General features: G+C 44.1%; 14 protein-coding genes and 12 tRNA genes. 25 read left to right on the top strand and 1 reads right to left on the bottom strand.

Annotated elements, in window-relative coordinates:
• From MKY19_RS26165 to MKY19_RS26110, 12 genes are all read left to right on the top strand, one after another.
• Positions 1-77: transfer RNA gene (locus MKY19_RS26165), tRNA-Met, on the top strand.
• Positions 78-103: 26 nt separating this feature from the next.
• Positions 104-181 (top strand) — tRNA-Asp (locus MKY19_RS26160).
• Positions 182-188: 7 nt separating this feature from the next.
• A tRNA-Phe gene (locus MKY19_RS26155) sits at positions 189-264 on the top strand.
• Positions 265-284: 20 nt separating this feature from the next.
• Positions 285-360, top strand: a tRNA-Thr gene (locus MKY19_RS26150).
• Positions 361-365: 5 nt separating this feature from the next.
• Positions 366-451 (top strand) — tRNA-Tyr (locus MKY19_RS26145).
• A gap of 8 nt (positions 452-459) precedes the next feature.
• Positions 460-533, top strand: a tRNA-Trp gene (locus MKY19_RS26140).
• 36 nt (positions 534-569) lie between these two features.
• Positions 570-645, top strand: a tRNA-His gene (locus tag MKY19_RS26135).
• Positions 646-685: 40 nt separating this feature from the next.
• Positions 686-758, top strand: a tRNA-His gene (locus MKY19_RS26130).
• Between the two features lie 21 nt (positions 759-779).
• Positions 780-854 (top strand) — tRNA-Gln (locus MKY19_RS26125).
• A 6-nt stretch (positions 855-860) separates the two neighbouring features.
• A tRNA-Gly gene (locus MKY19_RS26120) sits at positions 861-935 on the top strand.
• A gap of 12 nt (positions 936-947) precedes the next feature.
• Positions 948-1,021, top strand: a tRNA-Cys gene (locus MKY19_RS26115).
• Positions 1,022-1,035: 14 nt separating this feature from the next.
• Positions 1,036-1,114 (top strand) — tRNA-Leu (locus MKY19_RS26110).
• Between the two features lie 133 nt (positions 1,115-1,247).
• On the opposite strand, the gene MKY19_RS26105 is transcribed toward MKY19_RS26110, so the two are convergent.
• The gene (locus MKY19_RS26105) at positions 1,248-1,997 is read right to left on the bottom strand and encodes an AraC family transcriptional regulator (RefSeq protein ID WP_339798596.1); all 750 of its coding nucleotides are present in this window, start codon (positions 1,995-1,997) and stop codon (positions 1,248-1,250) included.
• Between the two features lie 326 nt (positions 1,998-2,323).
• Here MKY19_RS26105 and MKY19_RS26100 point away from each other — a divergent pair, with 326 nt between their 5' ends.
• The 13 genes from MKY19_RS26100 (at position 2,324) to MKY19_RS26040 (ending at position 17,319) form a co-directional block, all read left to right on the top strand.
• On the top strand, positions 2,324-3,463 hold the full coding sequence (locus tag MKY19_RS26100; protein ID WP_076300396.1) for a BMP family ABC transporter substrate-binding protein: 1,140 nt from the start codon (positions 2,324-2,326) through the stop codon (positions 3,461-3,463).
• Positions 3,464-3,564: 101 nt separating this feature from the next.
• Positions 3,565-5,127 carry an ABC transporter ATP-binding protein gene (locus MKY19_RS26095; RefSeq protein WP_339798594.1) on the top strand — a complete coding sequence of 521 codons (1,563 nt, stop codon included), beginning with the start codon at positions 3,565-3,567 and terminating at the stop codon, positions 5,125-5,127.
• Complete coding sequence (locus MKY19_RS26090; RefSeq protein WP_042131006.1) at positions 5,120-6,166, top strand: ABC transporter permease; 1,047 nt, start codon at positions 5,120-5,122, stop codon at positions 6,164-6,166. The genes MKY19_RS26095 and MKY19_RS26090 overlap by 8 nt, the downstream gene beginning before the upstream one ends.
• On the top strand, positions 6,163-7,101 hold the full coding sequence (locus MKY19_RS26085; protein ID WP_042131005.1) for an ABC transporter permease: 939 nt from the start codon (positions 6,163-6,165) through the stop codon (positions 7,099-7,101). Before MKY19_RS26090 ends, MKY19_RS26085 begins: the two co-directional genes overlap by 4 nt.
• A 44-nt stretch (positions 7,102-7,145) precedes the next feature.
• On the top strand, positions 7,146-8,099 hold the full coding sequence (locus tag MKY19_RS26080) for a nucleoside hydrolase (protein WP_076285325.1): 954 nt from the start codon (positions 7,146-7,148) through the stop codon (positions 8,097-8,099).
• Positions 8,100-8,102: 3 nt separating this feature from the next.
• The gene (locus MKY19_RS26075) at positions 8,103-9,500 is read left to right on the top strand and encodes an ADP-ribosylglycohydrolase family protein (protein WP_339798591.1); all 1,398 of its coding nucleotides are present in this window, start codon (positions 8,103-8,105) and stop codon (positions 9,498-9,500) included.
• 374 nt (positions 9,501-9,874) lie between these two features.
• Positions 9,875-10,636 carry an ATP-binding cassette domain-containing protein gene (locus tag MKY19_RS26070; RefSeq protein ID WP_076285323.1) on the top strand — a complete coding sequence of 254 codons (762 nt, stop codon included), beginning with the start codon at positions 9,875-9,877 and terminating at the stop codon, positions 10,634-10,636.
• Positions 10,629-11,291 (top strand): methionine ABC transporter permease, encoded by a 663-nt coding sequence (locus MKY19_RS26065; protein WP_339267174.1) that lies wholly within the window; start codon positions 10,629-10,631, stop codon positions 11,289-11,291. The genes MKY19_RS26070 and MKY19_RS26065 overlap by 8 nt, the downstream gene beginning before the upstream one ends.
• Positions 11,292-11,362: 71 nt before the next feature.
• A complete protein-coding gene (locus MKY19_RS26060) occupies positions 11,363-12,190 on the top strand; it encodes a MetQ/NlpA family ABC transporter substrate-binding protein (protein ID WP_042191777.1) in 828 nt (275 codons plus the stop codon).
• A 185-nt stretch (positions 12,191-12,375) separates the two neighbouring features.
• On the top strand, positions 12,376-13,050 hold the full coding sequence (locus MKY19_RS26055; RefSeq protein ID WP_042191775.1) for an ABC transporter ATP-binding protein: 675 nt from the start codon (positions 12,376-12,378) through the stop codon (positions 13,048-13,050).
• Positions 13,050-15,548 (top strand): ABC transporter permease, encoded by a 2,499-nt coding sequence (locus tag MKY19_RS26050; protein WP_339798588.1) that lies wholly within the window; start codon positions 13,050-13,052, stop codon positions 15,546-15,548. Before MKY19_RS26055 ends, MKY19_RS26050 begins: the two co-directional genes overlap by 1 nt.
• A gap of 65 nt (positions 15,549-15,613) precedes the next feature.
• Complete coding sequence (locus MKY19_RS26045; protein ID WP_339798586.1) at positions 15,614-16,291, top strand: response regulator transcription factor; 678 nt, start codon at positions 15,614-15,616, stop codon at positions 16,289-16,291.
• A 2-nt stretch (positions 16,292-16,293) separates the two neighbouring features.
• On the top strand, positions 16,294-17,319 hold the full coding sequence (locus tag MKY19_RS26040; protein WP_339798584.1) for a HAMP domain-containing sensor histidine kinase: 1,026 nt from the start codon (positions 16,294-16,296) through the stop codon (positions 17,317-17,319).
• The last annotated feature ends 44 nt before the right edge of the window (positions 17,320-17,363 follow it).

Raw genomic sequence — 17,363 nt, 5'->3', positions numbered from 1 at the left:
CGCGGGGTGGAGCAGCCCGGTAGCTCGTCGGGCTCATAACCCGAAGGCCGCAGGTTCAAATCCTGCCCCCGCAACCAATTTTCATCAAGTAATTATATCTTTTGGAACCGTGGTGTAGTTGGCCTAACATGCCTGCCTGTCACGCAGGAGATCGCGAGTTCGAATCTCGTCGGTTCCGCCATTTTCTTGGCTCGATAGCTCAGTCGGTAGAGCAGAGGACTGAAAATCCTCGTGTCGGCGGTTCGAATCCGTCTCGAGCCACCATATAGTATACAACTTAATATGCCGGTGTAGCTCAATTGGTAGAGCAACTGACTTGTAATCAGTAGGTTGGGGGTTCAAGTCCTCTCGCCGGCACCATCTTTGGGGGATTAGCGAAGTGGCCAAACGCATCAGACTGTAAATCTGCTCACGTACGTGTTCGGTGGTTCGAATCCATCATCCCCCACCATTTTTTTTAGGGGCATAGTTTAAAGGTAGAACAACGGTCTCCAAAACCGTTGGTGTGGGTTCAATTCCTGCTGCCCCTGCCAATCTTTATCTAAAGTCTTTCTCTAAAGTTTAATATGGCGGTCGTGGCGAAGGGGTTAACGCACCGGTTTGTGGATCCGGCATTCGTGGGTTCAAGTCCCATCGGTCGCCCCATTTACTTTAAGAAGAACAGCAATAATATTAGTTTAATATGGCGATTGTGGCGAAGTGGTTAACGCACCGGATTGTGGTTCCGGCATTCGTGGGTTCGAGACCCATCAGTCGCCCCTTTTATTTTAAAATGTTATTGGGGATTAGCCAAGCGGTAAGGCAACGGACTTTGACTCCGTCACGCATAGGTTCAAATCCTATATCCCCAGCCATTTTATGCGGACGTGGCTCAGCGGTAGAGCATCGCCTTGCCAAGGCGAGGGTCGCGGGTTCGATTCCCGTCGTCCGCTCCAAAGTTTTCATATGGCGCCATAGCCAAGTGGTAAGGCAAAGCTCTGCAAAAGCTTTATCCCCAGTTCAAATCTGGGTGGCGCCTCCATTAAGTTCATATGTGCCGGCGTGGCGGAATGGCAGACGCGCTCGACTCAAAATCGAGAGGGAAACCGTGGAGGTTCGAGTCCTCTCGCCGGTATATCAAAAAGGTTTGTAAAGTCGCTTGTATAAGCAACTTTACAAACCTTTTTTCTTTGTTTTTGAGCTTTTATTCTTAAGCCGTTGAATTAGAGGCGTCTCTAATCAACGGCCTTTTTGTGTGGAGTGTTGTTTTATTGACTGCTTAGTCGGAATGCTCGTGGGGTGAGACCAATTTCACGTTTAAACATATTGCAGAATTGGGCGTCATTCACAAACCCAGCAGCAGCTGATACTTCAGAGATATGCATTTGGGTATGTTGCAAGAGAGACTTTGCATAATCCAGACGTTTCAATAGTAGATAGCGCAGAGGTGAAGAACCGAATCGTTCTTTAAATAAATGGCGGAAACGATCATAGCTGTATCCAGACATCTCAGAAAGTGTTGCGACCGATAGCTTATGGCGGTAATGCTCATTCATATAGTTTAGAACATATTGGACTCTGTCTTCCGTTGGTGATTGAAACCCAGAGGCGCTAAGAAGCCGTATCAGATGAACAGTGATTTCGCTCATTTGCAGGTTCAATAGTTCAGAGAATCCATCTTGTTTGCGCGTAAACTCTGCTTTCATTCGAAGCAAGATCTGTAGAACAGTATGGTCTTTATCATCTTCATATACGCCTTGCAAATTCTCCATATTTGGGTGATTTGAATGGAAGCCTACAAATAGTATAGTAGCATCCTCGCGATGGTTCTCGTCATGTTTATGATTGGGTGGTATCAGCGCGAATGAAGAAGAACGAAAATGATAACTTCGCGAACCTACATTGGTAGTTCCTAAGCCGTTTAAATAATAGACTAGTTCATAACATTCATGCTGGTGTGGTGGAATATAGGTATTAACCTCATGTACTGCATTTACAATATATAGAACACGATCCATGATGACCCTCCAATAATTATGTTTTAGCCGAATCGTACAAAATCATGACCGAAATCATATAATTATTTTCATTAATATTTGATATGATCGTATCAGTAAATCCGAAGATTAGCAACCTGACTGGCCATCTCGTTCGGAAATTAGTCGGATTATTCGTAAAAATTATAATTTTATCTCTTTTTTTGAGTGTATTCGTTAAAATCGTTAAAATTTTGACAATGTTACATGAAAAATGAGAGTTTCCATCTAAATCGTGAAATATACAACGGACTAAGAAGGAGAACCTCTCAAATTACTAACCAACTATAAATAGGGGGAATAGAAAAATGAAAAAGAAAGTTCTTTCTTTGTTGTTACTAGTAGTAATGGTAATGGTCACAGCCTGTGGAAATAATACGTCGAGTAATGGATCTTCCGCGAATGCAGGATCTAATGCAGCTGAAGGTGGAGCAACGGGTTCAGGGGATAAACTCAAAGTTGTACTTCTGATTCCAGGAACGCTTGGAGATAAATCTTTCTTTGACTCTGCGAATAGCGGTTTGCAAAAGGTTAAGGATGAGCTGGGTGCAGAAACAAAAGTTGTAGAAATGGGTGTCGATAAAACGAAATGGGAGCCTACGTTTAACGATATCGCAGCTGAGGACTGGGATGTTATTATTTCTGGTGGATCGGAAATTACAGAGATGTTTAATGCAACGGCTGAATTATATCCTGACAAAAAGTTCATTAACTATGATACCGATATAGATGAAGCACCAGAGAATATGTACAACATGTCTTATGCAACAAATGAAGTATCTTTTCTAGCAGGTGCTGTAGCGGCGCTAGCTACACAATCGGATATGGAAAATGCTAATCCTGAGAATGTGATCGGTTTTGTAGGCGGCATGGACATTCCAGGAATTAACGCTTTCTTGGTAGGCTACATTCAGGGCGCTCAATATGTTGATCCTGATGTGAAGGTCGCTGTATCATATGCTGGTGATTTCGTTAACCCGGCTAAAGGTAAGGAGCTTTCGCTGATTCAATATAACTCCGGTGTGGATGTTATTTTTAACGTGGCTGGGGGTACAGGTCTTGGAATCTTTGACGCAGCTAAGGAGAAGAAGAAATATGCTATCGGTGTAGACTCCGATCAGGCGATGTTGCTTAACGATACAGATAGCGAAAAAGCAAACTTGATCGTTACTTCTTCTATTAAAAAGATTGATAGTGCTATTCTGGGTGCCGTGAAGAGATTACAAGACGGTACACTTGAGATGGGTAAACGTGATGTGTTGAGCTTTGTAGATGATGGTGTAGGCATTGCAGAGAATGAGATCTATAAAAATATCTTCCCTGCCGATCTTCAGGCTAAAGTTGAAGAAGTGAAGCAAAAGCTGATCAATAAAGAAATTACAGTAGATAACGCGATGGGAATGGAAACCTCTGAAGTAGAAGCCATTCGTAACGCAGTTAAGCCTTAAGTGTAGCTATAAAGTGATAAACCTACAGTTGGAGATTCTTCTTTAGAAGAATTCCAGCTGTATATTTTTGCAGACCTCCAAGTCGAAAGGCGTTGAGACCTATGAACAAAGCTCTGCTGGAAATGCGGGGAATTACCAAGGTGTATCCCAATGGTGTCGTTGCAAATAAAGACGTGCATTTTTCTTTAAGTGAGGGAGAAATTCATGCGATTGCGGGCGAGAACGGCGCTGGTAAATCAACTTTAATGAAGATCATGTTCGGCATGGAAGAGCCTAGTGAAGGTGAAATCTTTATCAAGGGTGAAAAAGTGAAGCTGCAATCTGCTCAGGATGCCATTGATAGAGGGATTGGTATGGTTCACCAGCATTTTATGCTGGTCCCTTCTTTTACGGTAGCAGAGAACATGGTGCTGGGCATGGAACCTCGTAAGGGCGTTGGCATCAATTATGCAGAAGCTGTACGCATGACCGAAGAGACTGCGAAAAAATACAATCTGGCAGTGGATCCAAAAGCAAAAGTGGAGGATCTCACGGTTGGTATGAAGCAAAAGGTTGAAATTCTGAAGGCGCTGCTGCGTGGTGCAAAAATCCTCGTTCTGGATGAGCCGACCGCAGTGTTGACCCCACAGGAAACAGAGGAATTGTTCCGGGAGCTTAAGCAGTTAAGAGAGCAGGGTCATACGATTGTTTTTATTTCACACAAGTTGAAAGAAGTTAAAGCGATCTGTGACAGAATTACGATCATGCGTAGTGGACGTAGTGAAGGTGTCTTCCAAACGAAGGATGTCACGGAGCAAGAAATCTCACGCCTTATGGTGGGCAGAGACGTCGTGTTGAAATATGACAAGGAGATTCTGTCTATTGGCGAGCCGGTACTCATTGTGCAAGGTCTAGGTGTAAATGATGCACACGGCAAAGCGTTGCTATCAGATATCAACTTTGCGGTACGCGGGGGACAAATTATCGGGATTGCTGGTGTAGAAGGAAACGGGCAGACACAGCTCATTGAGGCTCTTACGGGTAGCCTAAGAGGGGTCTCAAGCCAAGGCTCTGTGCTAGTGAAGGGAAAAGATATTCGTGAATCGGATATTTTAAATATTCGTCAGCTTGGCGTTTCCTATATCCCAGAGGATCGGATGCATCAAGGGATAGCCAGTGATGCGAGCATAGCGGATAATCTGCTGTCCACTCAGTATCGTACAAAAGCTATGAATAAAGGCCCCTTTTTAAATGGATCACGAATTGCCAAGCTTGCAGTATCACTTGTAGAAGAATTTAAAGTCCGCTGTTCGGGACCTTCTCAGCCAATAGGTATGTTATCAGGTGGTAACATGCAGAAGGTTGTCGTAGCTAGAGAGTGTTCTACAGAACCGCAACTGCTTATTGCAGAGCAGCCGACACGGGGCGTGGATATAGGCGCGGCGCAGTTCATACATCAAAAGCTGTTGGAGCTGCGCTCAGACGATTGCGCTATTTTGCTAGTGTCAGCAGACTTAAATGAGATCTTGGAGATCAGCGATAGTCTACTAGTGATGTATGAAGGAAAGATTGTTGCCTTTTTCGAGGAGCCTTCCAAGGTTAGTGAAGAAGAATTAGGGCTTTATATGCTAGGGATTCATCGACAGGACGAGGAGCAAATCAGGAGGGCCGTAAATCATGTTTAAAGTAAAATATTTTGAATACATTCGAACATCGGCAGTAATCGTAATTGCACTCGCTATTGCTTTTCTGATCATCTCATTGGTCAGCAATCAGCCGGTGAAGACGATTGGGATATTCCTATTTGAGCCGCTATCCAGTAAAGGTCATATCGGTAATGTGATTGAGATGGCCATTCCGCTCATGTTCACTGGGCTAGCAGTTTCCTTGTTGTTCCGGGCAAATATGTTCAATTTGGGAGCTGAAGGGATTTTCTATTTCTCCGGTGTTGTAACTTCCGTGTTGGCTATTCATTTAACGCTGGACGGGTGGCTTCATCCGATCGTAGCTATTGCTGCGGGTTCTATTGTTGGTGCGTTGCTCTCGGCAATACCCGGGATCCTCAAAGCCAAATGGAATGCTAATGAGCTCGTTACATCCTTGATGTTCAATAATATTTTGTTTGGAGTAGGTTTATATCTACTGAACTATCACTTACGTGATGCAAAAGCATTTGCCAATGTATCCTACAAATTCGAGAAAACGGCACTGCTGAGTAAAATGGTACCTGGCACCCGTATTCATACCGGACTTATTATCGTTATCGTGCTTATTATTGCAGCGCATTTATTCCTATACAAGACTAAATGGGGATATGAGCTGCGAATGACAGGCATCAACCGGAACTTTGCACGTTATTCAGGCATGAAGACCGCGAAGGTTATTATACTGGTTCACTTGATTGCTGGTTTTATCGCGGGAATGGGTGGTTCCGTAGAAGTGCTAGGGATGTACAATCGATTCCAATGGACATCGTTACCAGGTTATGGCTTAGATGGTGCTCTTGTAGCGATGTTAGCCAAGAATAATCCGCTATCCGTAATCGGCGCTGCATTGTTCCTTGCATATATCCGGATCGGAGCCGACATGATGGCACGTCTATCGGATGTACCTTCAGAGATGATTTCTATTATACAGGCGATTATCATTCTTCTGATTTCGGCTGAACAATTTCTGAAGTTCTGGAAAAATCGGATGCTCTTGAAGGAGGCGAAGGAAGCGTGAATAGCTTGTTTGATGTAATTTTTACGACTGACTTTGCGTTTTCTGTTCTTCGAGTGACGACACCGATTCTATTCGCCGCATTGGGAGCGTTAATCTCTAATAGGGCTGGCATCATCAACATTGGTATGGAAGGCATCATGCTTGTCGCGGCGTTAGCCGGTGTCATTGTAAGCAGCTACACGCATAGTGCGTGGGTAGGTTTACTTGGGGCTGTGATGTCCGGAACACTGATCGCTGGAATATTAGCTTTTTTCACACTGAAATTTAAAACACATATCATTCTCGGCGGTGTAGCTATTAATATGTTCGCTTCAGGAGGAACCGTGTTTATTCTTTATCTGCTGAGTGGAGACAAGGGTTCTTCTACTTCTCTGGCGAGTAAAGTGCTACCTAGTGTAGAGATTCCTTTACTGAAGGACATTCCGGTGCTGGGGCCTATTCTATCAGGACATCACATTTTGACGTATGTATCTATTATTGCTGTGTTTGTTGTCTACTATCTCTTAAACCGTACACCGCTTGGTCTGCGCATTCGTTCAGTGGGTGAAAATCCACATGCGGCTCAATCTGTGGGAGTAAGTGTTGTGAAAATACAGTATATGGCTTTGCTGCTTAGTGGATTTTTCGCTGGTTTGGGTGGAGCTTACATGTCGATGGGTTACCTGTCACTGTTCACTCGCGATATGATCGCTGGTCGGGGCTGGATTGCGATTGCCGCAGAGTCTATGGGGAGAAGTACGACAGTGGGTACGGCGCTGACCTCTCTATTATTTGGTACGGCAGACGCCTTGTCGAATGCGCTACAGGTCTTGAAGATTCCTGCAGAACTGATCGCGACGCTTCCTTATGTAGCAACGGTAATTGGACTAGTGATCTATGCCGTATCTGAGACACGGAAAAAGAATAAAAAACTTAAAAGCCCGCTAGTGAAATAGCGATAAGAGTAACGAGGATTTATACAACTAAGGAGTGAATGACTATGCGAACACCTATTATTATTGACTGCGATCCAGGGCATGATGACGCAATCGCTATCCTGCTTGCAATAGCAAATTCGGAGAAGCTGGATCTGCGCGGGATTACAACGGTTGGTGGAAACCAGATCCTCGATAAAATCACAGAAAACGCACTTAAAGTGATCAGCTTTGTGAATGCTGATATTCCTGTAGCCAAAGGGGCTGCGGGTCCGCTGTTCGGCAAGCTTGTTACAGGTGAGGAAGCGCATGGTGAATCAGGCATGGACGGCCCACTATTGCCACCAAGTAAATTCCGGCCTGTAGAAGAAGGCGCTGTGGAATTCATGCTGAATATTATCCGTTCTTCGGAGGAGAAGATTACGCTCGTACCGATGGCTCCTTTAACAAATATCGCCCTGCTAATCACTGCTTATCCAGAGATTAAGGAAAGAATTGAAAAGATTTCACTGATGGGCGGAGGAATTTCTTATGGAAATGTAACCTCTACTGCGGAGTTTAACATCTATGTAGATCCTGAAGCTGCTCGTATCGTGTTTGAATCGGGTATTCCGATTACGATGAGTGGTCTGGATGTGACCGATAAGGCTGCCATTTTCGAAGATGAGATCGTAGCATTGAAAGAGCGTGGGCCAGTGTCCACTATGGTCGGAGAGCTGTTAGATTTCTATTCGATCTTCGGAAAGAAAATGGGCTATGTCGGTAGTGCACTGCATGATCCATGCGCCGTAGCTTGGCTCTTGCACCCAGAACTGTTTGAATCCGAGCATCTATATGTAACGGTAGAGACAGAAGGTAAGCTGACGCGGGGAATGACGGTTGCAGACAAACGAAAGAAGACGGATCGCCCAGCGAATGTAGAAGTCCTGGTGGGAGTAGACCGGGAAGCATTTATGAAGTTGATTTTTGATTCACTGGAAAAGCTAGATCAAGAGCTGCTTGCGGCTGAAGGGAACTAACCTATGGCAGGATGGGAGAGACTTCAGGAGACGGTTCAGTTTGAATTGGTTCAGCGTGGAGAAGAAGGCTGCAAGATTGAAGGCTTCGCGGATAAACTAGCCGCTGCAGGTGCCGATGAGATTAAGCTGATGCAAGTATACAACGAGTTGATGGAGCTCACGGTTACTGAGGACTTTCCTTATGAAGAGCCGTCTTCACTGGAGGAGATTCGTCGTCTTCGTCCAGAAGGTCCACGTAAGCTTGAGGCTGACTGGAGCGAAGCAGAATGGAGAGATAAGTTCTACGGAGCTTGGCTAGGTAGAAGCGTCGGTTGCGCACTTGGCAAACCATTGGAGTATTGGGACTACCTCTACGGTAAAGATGGACGTCCGGGTTGGGAGAATATTGAGCTGTGGTTCCGTGGTGCCGATGCATGGCCAATTACTGGATATACCCCTGGGCATTCACGGGCAGAGGCAGAATATGGTCTTGGCTTAAGTGATTGGACGTATGCGAGTACCAGCGAGACTATTAAGTTTATGGAGAGCGATGATGATATTCGTTACACGTTACTGGGCCTTATGCTGCTGGAGCAGAAGGGGCTGGACTGGGATTCTTGGGATATCGGGAAGCTCTGGCATAAACATCTGACATATGCTCAGGTATGTACGGCAGAGACACAGTCGTATATGAATTTTGCGCAGGAAACGTCTCATCTGCATGGTGAGAAGCCTGCGGATTGGCTGGCGCGGCAGGAAAGAGTGCGGATGCACTTAAATCCATACCGGGAGTGGATCGGTGCGGCTATACGCGCAGACGGACTGGCGTATGGTGCAGCAGGCCATCCTGAGCTTGCGGCGGAGCTAGGCTGGCGTGATGCTTCTTTTTCACATGTGAAGAACGGGATCTATGGAGAGATGTTTAATGCGGCGATGATTTCGGCTGCTTTTGCTGAAAAAGATAACGAGCGTATTCTTAAGATTGGTCTTAGTGAGATCCCTAGTACTAGTCGTCTGGCAAATGACGTTCTACGAGGTATAGATATTGCGCAGAAGGCCAAAAGTGAGCGGGAGTTGGTAAGTAAGATTTGGGATACATTCAGCCACTATGATGCGGTGCACACCAATAATAATGCTGCTCTTGTAGCTGCTTCGCTGGTCTATGGCGGGAATGATTTTGAAAAAGTGGTCGTTACATCCGTTTACGGAGGAATGGATACAGACTGTAATGGTGCTACAGTGGGTTCTATTATGGGAGCGAAGCTTGGAGCAAATGTGTTGCCGGCTTCGTGGGTTGAACCGCTCCATGATACGCTATATGCGGATCTACCCGGGTTTCATCCGATAGCGATTTCGGAATGCGCAGAGCGCAGCTATCAGGTCTTCTTGAAGATTCGAGGAGAGCTTGCCGAAAAGTCTTAGATCAAGGATTACGAAAAGAATGAAAGGATGTCTTAAGCTATCGAGCTTAGACATCCTTTTTTTCGTGGCGATCTAGTTCTTGAAATAGATGTAACAGCGGGTTTAGGAGTTAGGTAACAGGAGAATCCTGATTTGAAGAGGGATTAAGCTCAGTCATTTATTGGGAGATAAGCACGTGAAAATAGTCCGATATAATGGGCTTTTATTCTTTAATCCTTTTAATCTGATATATTACTAAAATAAAAATGATGACACAGAACATAAAATGCCTTATTATTTAAAGAGATTTTTAGTAAAACAGTTTTTAAATAATTATAGTACAAACCTTGGCTTAGAAGGTTTCAGAATAAACGGAAAGGAAGGGGGAGTTTGCAATCCTATCGCTGAGTCGGGTGAGTAAAGGTTTCAAGCTGAAGGACGGCACATATCAGGCGGTAGATGATGTATCGCTTGATGTGAAGAAGGGATCGATTCACGGGATTATTGGTGAAAGCGGGGCAGGGAAATCCACGCTGCTACGATTGATTAATCTGCTGGAAAAGCCGGATCAAGGGACAGTTACCGTAGAAGGGCATAATTTAACCGAAATGCCGAGTAAACAGCTACGGAAAGCTAGGGAAAAGATTGGGATGATTTTTCAGCAATTCAATCTGGTCAATAACGTCACGGTAAGCCGCAACATTTCGATCCCTCTGGAACTGGCGGGGGTGCCGAAGCGTGAACGGATGAAGCGGGTGAAGGAATGTCTCGATTTTGTCGGATTGGCTGATAAGGCAGAGCAATATCCCGCACAGCTAAGTGGAGGACAGCGACAACGTGTGGCGATCGCCCGGGCGCTTTCGAACAGTCCAGGACTATTGCTATGTGACGAACCAACATCCTCACTAGATCCAGGAACAACTGCGGATATTCTAGACGTCCTGAAGCATATTAATGGGGGCCTTGGGGTTACGGTAGTGATTGTTACGCATGAGATGGATGTTGTCAAAAGCATATGCACTCACGTATCGGTGATGGAAAATGGTCGAATCGTAGATTCATTCTCACGCCAAGATGGTGATTTCCGGCCTGCTGCAGTCCGTACTGGATCTTACCGGGATCAAATTCTGGGTAAAGCGGGGGAAACGCATGTTTGATAGTGTACTTCAATATCAGGCACAAATGTGGGAATCTATCGGAGAAACTTTTATAATGGTCGGTATTTCTGTTGGTGCCGCACTGCTGCTGGGGCTTCCGCTCGGGACGTTATTGTTTTTTTGCCGAAAAGGGCAGCTCTATGAGAATAAAACATTGTCACTGGTACTCAACAGCATCGTAAATATTATCCGTTCATTTCCATTCCTGCTGCTTGTGGTTGCACTCATTCCGGTCACTCGTTTCCTCGTCGGAACTGCGATTGGAACAATGGCTGCCACGGTTCCGTTATCCATTGTTGCCATTGCTTATTACTCTCGTCTGGTGGAGCAGTCTTTGCTGGAGGTTCCTAAAGGAGTCATAGAAGCGGCGTTGTCTATGGGAGCCTCGAAGCTGGGGTTGATCTTTAAGTTTCTGTATGTAGAGGCTCGTTCGGGTCTAGTGCTCGGACTTACTACCTCCACCATAAGTTTTATCTCTTACTCGACCGTAATGGGGGTTGTTGGAGGGGGCGGGGTTGGTGATTTTGCGATCCGTTACGGATATCAGCGTTTTGAGACTGAAGTGATGATCTATGCGATTGTTGTGATGATTGTATTGGTTCAGTTGGTTCAATTCACAGGAGCTACGATCTCACGGCTGTTAGATAAACGTTAATCGTTCAACCCGTACATCAAATTTTGTAATACAAAATGGTTAAACATATAAACTGGGGGTTAGTTGTAGTAATGAAAAAATCAATGATAGTTGTGCTTATGTTAATGGTATTGGTCGTAGCGGGTTGTGGCTCTAATAAAGCAGCCGAGAACAATTCTGCAAAAGGTAGCGATGAGCTAACGAAATTAAAGATTGCTACTTTGATTCCACCAATGACGGAAATTCTGGATATTGTGAAGCCACTTCTGAAGGAAGATGGCATTGATCTTGAAATCGTTGTGCTGTCTGACAATGTACAGCCTAATGAGGCTTTGGCGAATAAAGAGGTAGATGCTAACTTTTTCCAACATGTTCCTTATATGAAGCAGTTTAATGAAAGCAAAGGCTCCAATCTAGTAGAGGTACAGCCTGTCTACGACGCTATTTACGGTGGATACTCCAAGCGTTACAAGAATGTTGCGGATCTGCCGGAAGGCGCAACACTAGTAATGGCTAATGACCCTTCAAATATCGGCCGTTCTTTACAAATGTTCGCTGCAGCTGATTTGATTAAGCTAAAAGAAGGTGTAGGCATTAAGGCTACACAAGCAGACATTACTGAGAATCCAAAAAACTTTAAGTTTGAGGAAGTGGATCTATTGATGTTGGCCCGTATGCTGGATGATGGAGATCTAGTGGCAATGACTCCGGCTTATGCCAGCCCGCTTGGATTGACACCAAAGAAAGATGCACTGATTACTGAAGGCGCGGATTCTGAATTCACGATCACCTTGGTTGCGCGTGAAGACAACAAGGACTCTGATGCGATTCAGAAGCTAGCTAAACGGATTAGCGGACCAGAAGTGAAGAAATTCCTTGAAGATAACTATGCGGATATTGCGTTGCCTGCTTTTAAATAAGCTTAAATAGTTAGATTAGTAATTCAACGAGACTTGTCCATTATGGGCAAGTCTTTTTTTACATATACAGAAAGTATGTATTGGGAGGCCCTGCTTTGTGGGGATATTTTGGTGTGTCACTAGAATGTAAGAACTGCTCTATATAATGGGTTGTAGAATAACAAAGCGGAATGGAGATGGGAAATATGTCTGTACTCAGCGCAATTAATCTCACAAAACATTACGGTAAGGGGACTAACCTGGTCAAGGCACTGGATGGTATTAATGTAGAGGTACACAACGGTGAATTTATAGCGATTGTCGGGACTTCAGGAAGTGGCAAATCAACGCTCTTACATATGCTAGGCGGGCTTGATCGGGCGACAGAAGGTCAGGTGATCATAGATGGTAAAAATATTTTTGGGATGAAGGATGATGAGTTGACGGTATTTAGAAGAAGAAAGATCGGATTTGTGTTTCAGAACTATAATCTAGTGCCGATTCTTAATGTATACGAGAATATTGTGTTGCCCATAGAGCTGGATGGAAACAAAATAGACAAGGATTTCGTGGATCATATTGTGAATACGTTAGGTCTTTCGCAAAAATTGGACAACCTCCCTGGTCAGCTTTCAGGCGGTCAGCAGCAAAGGGTAGCCATCGCACGGGCCTTGGCAGCTAAACCTTCCATTATCCTAGCAGATGAACCTACAGGGAACTTGGACAGCATCACTAGCCAGGAGGTCATTGGATTACTCAAAGTAACAAGCAGACAGTTTAATCAGACGATTCTAATGATTACTCATAATGAAGAGATTGCTCAGCTTGCAGACCGGACCATCCGGATAGAGGACGGTAAAATTACTGGAGGGGCATTGTGATGATGTTTCCAAACAGTAATAAGCCCGTTGTTAAAAAGCTGACGAGCAGAAGCCTGAAAGCCAATCGGACCCGAAATCGTTTTGTGATTCTGGCCATCGTGCTTACTACCTGGCTCATTACTTCTTTTTTTAGTATTGGACTGAGCAACTATAAGACCTTCGAAATGCAGCAATTGAAAATAAACGGAACCATGGCTGATGTCTACTTAACCTCCCCGTCAGAACAACAAATGAACAAGTTAAAGGAACTCTCCTATATTAAGACCATCGGACTCCAGTCCAGAGTAGGTAATGTGATCAATACGCCAGAAATAGGAGATCTTAATTTAGCTCTGCTCTGGTATGACTCTACAGAATGGACAGAGATGCGTAAGCCAGTGATCGATGGTCTAAAGGGAACTTATCCAGATAAGGAAAATGAAATCGCCGTTCCTTTATGGATATTACAGTCAATGGGGATGGATGATCCACAGATTGGTATGAGCTTGCATTTAACTTACTCTTTTACCCGTGATGGGGTGAAATCTCAGCAAAGTAGCAATTTCGTACTAAGTGGATGGTTTACCGATTACAGTCATGTTCGTACCGGAAATTCTGGAGCAATGCTGGTATCGGGGGCTTTTGCTACAGCTCATGGCGTAGATCTTAAGAATCCCAAAAATGCCACTATTCTATTTAATGAGAAAAATACGGATGGACTTATCTCACGTTTGCAACAGGATATTCCTTTGGGAAAAAATCAAAAGCTTGAACCTGTCTCTAACCAATCGTCTACCTCTTCGGATAGAACAGCAACTTTGATTGGTTACGCTGGAATTATATTATTTGTTATGTTGAGCGGATATTTATTGATTTATAATGTGCTATATATTTCTGTCTCACGGGATACAAGGTTCTACGGTCTGCTTAGAACGCTAGGAACTACACAACGGCAGATTAAAAAAATAGTTAGGGCACAGGCTTCACGGTTAGCACTTATCGCTATCCCACTGGGACTTGCCGCAGGAGCTGTGACTTCCTTCGTAATGGTGCCGCTTGCTATGAGTACAATGGATTTGGATACGGGCGTGGTGATTTCTTTTCACCCGTTAATCTTTATTGGAGCTGCGTTGTTTGCTTGGTTGACCACCATGTTTAGCGCTATCAAACCTGCCTCTATCGCTGGCAAAGTTTCTCCAATAGAAGCGGTGAGATATACAGGGACGATGGTTAAAGCTAAGACGAAGCGGGGAACTGGCGGATCTAAGCTGCACCGACTGGCTTGGCGTAATATTTTTAGAGTGAAAAAACGGGCGATGGTTGTGTTTCTCTCTTTATTTCTGGGACTGACAACTTTTCTGGTGATCAATACACTTGTGCTTAGTATGAGTACAGATCATTTTATTGCTGAATACATGGATAACGATTTCACGCTGTCTAATCAAACGATGTCCTTTGGATTTGAGGGGGAAGAGAAAGCCAAGATTACAGCGGATATGATCAAGGAAATTCAGGATATAAAGGGAGTAAAGGAGGTCTTCAAAGCTTATAGTGGGATAGGTCAGATCAAGTATGATCCTGAGGTATTCAGTAAGTATGTGGATGAATTCGCAAAATCATATCACACAGATCGCCCTACCGATGATCAATTGGCTGAGCCTCAAAGCATGTTCTCAATGACCCATGTTATTGGGGTAGATGCAGATCAGGTTAAGAAGATGGAAGAAAAATTAGGAATCACTGTGGATAAGGAACGTTTTGAAAAGGGTGAGATTGCCTTGCTGGACAATTTTAGTCTCGCTGGTATTAAGATTGGAGATAACTTTCAAATTAGTCCTATAAACAGCGATGCAGCACAATCTTTCGAAATTGGAGGGCTTGCTGATTTCAGCTCTCTAGGGTCGTCACACTTTGTAGCTCCAAATGTATACATTAGCCATACTGCTATGGAGAAACTCATGAATGACCCACTTATAAGTAAAGTATATATTAATGCAGACCCAAAAGACTGGAAGCCGATTACCGATCAATTGGAAGGACTCATCGGCGGAGATGGTGAGCTGAAGCTGGAGTCGAAGCTGTATATGGAAAAGTTCATGGAATCGGCTAAGCTAACCTTTTACATTATGGGTGGCGGAATTGCGCTCATTCTAGCGCTGATTGGAATTTTGAATTACGTTAATATTATGTATACAGGGGTTGTAGCTCGGAAGCTGGAGTTCGCAGTGATGGAGAGCATCGGGATGACCTCTAAGCAGATGAGAAAGCTGTTGCTGTTTGAAGGGGCAGGTTATGCGATCATATCGACACTGCTAATCTCAACAATAGGCACATTAATCAGTTACGGTGCTTATAGCCTGTTCAGCCAAGAGGCTACTTATGCAGTATTTAGCTTTCCAACCCTTCCGCTTTCTATTGCGATTGTACTCGTTTTTGCGGTTTGCCTGAGTGTTCCGCTTATTGCTTATAAGCAAATCAAAAAGGACAGCATTGTGGAGCGTCTGCGGCAAATGGAATAGAGCTAATTAATTAACAGCGTAGCCTTCCTCTGCTTGTTACAATGATAAGTATAGAGGTGAGTTTAATGACAACCATTCTAATTGTAGAGGATGACCGTCTCTTAAACGAGGGGCTGAAGTTCATGCTTGAAAAAGAAAACTATAATATTATTCAGGCCTATTCTTTTCAGGAGGCGGCTTCTAGAATTCAGGATCAGACCATCAGTCTGGTCCTTTTGGACATTAACCTCCCAGATGGGAGTGGTCTTGCACTGTGCCAGGAAATTCGGCGAACGAGTTCCATTCCGGTTATATTTCTAACTGCCAACGATACTGAGCAGGATATGGTAGCTGGATTTGGGCTAGGAGCTGATGATTATATTGCGAAGCCATTTAGCATGGTCGTACTTTTGCAGCGTGTTAAGGCTGTTCTTCGACGAACAGGCACTGATGGTGGCTCAGAGCTGTTTCAATACAAGGATATTACAATTAACTCAGCCAAAATGAAGGTTTACAAATATGGACAAGAGATAAAACTGACCACCAATGAGCATCGTCTCCTTGCTATCTTAACCGAGAATAGCGGTCAGGTTCTAACTCGGAGGTTAATGCTGGAGAAGCTATGGGATATAGAAGGTAATTTCGTGGATGAGAATACGCTAAGCGTAAATATTCGTAGGTTACGGGCCAAAATTGAGGATGACCCTAAAGATTGTCAATACATTAAAACTGTATTCGGTATTGGCTACACATGGGGAGAGTAAGGATGAAGAACCCTTTTAGAAAAATTATTTGGAGCTCGTTCACCCTTTTGTCAGTAGTCGTTGTGTTGTTTGTATCTATGCTTATCTATTATAAGCCTGAGAAGTATGTAGTTATTGGATGCGTGGTGTTTATTAGCGTGATGGCTCTGCTGTTTATAAGTTTTGTGCTCGCGCTTCGTAAAGAAATGCTAAACACGCTATCTTCATTGTCGGGATTGATTCAAGATCTTATCAATGGACAAATGACTCAGATGTTCCCGGTGCAGGAGGATACACTCCTCTCTAAATTACAGCATCAGGTTATTCAATTATCTGAGCTGTTGTCTTCGCAGAAGCAGCGCTACCGTGAAGAGAGTCAAGAAGTCAAAACATTGATCTCTGATATCTCTCATCAACTGAAGACCCCTTTAGCCAATTTAGGGATGTATAACAGTCTTCTTATGGATGAAGGGCTCCCCGCTGAAACACGCAGTGAATTTACTCGCCATATGGGTAGTCAGATTGAGAAGCTGTCTTGGCTTATGGAGAATCTGATCAAGTTATCACGGCTCGAATCCGGTATTATAGAGCTTCATGATGCGGAGAAGCATAATCTTGAGAATACTGTGCTGTCAGTGATCAAACAGGCATTTCCAGCAGCCGAGCAAAAGAATATAGAGATCTTACTGGAAACGGATCAGGAGATTACGCTGCAACATGATCCCAAGTGGACGGGAGAAGCTATCTATAACATCATCGATAATGCTCTGAAATATACGCTCGGGTCCTGCAGTGTTAGAATTACGATTCGCAGATATGATCTTTTTGCAAGGATTGATATTGCTGATGGTGGAATAGGAATTCCTGTCGCTGAGATGAATGACATTTTCAAACGATTTTACCGAGGAACGGGTTGTAATGGAACAGAAGGTGTTGGCATAGGCCTTTATTTAGCCCGTAAAATTGTGACCGAGCAGGGTGGATATATAAAAGTGAGATCAGAGTTAAGTAAAGGAAGTGTTTTTTCTATATTTTTGCCGTTACGCTGATTCTGAAGCTACTCGAAGCTTAGCCCCTAAATTGGGGGTTTTTC

The organism is Paenibacillus sp. FSL R5-0744, from assembly GCF_037972555.1.
Classification (GTDB): Bacteria; Bacillota; Bacilli; order Paenibacillales; family Paenibacillaceae; genus Paenibacillus_AQ.
Note: the sequence above shows the minus strand (reverse complement) of the source record. Positions and strands in the feature narration are given on the sequence as shown.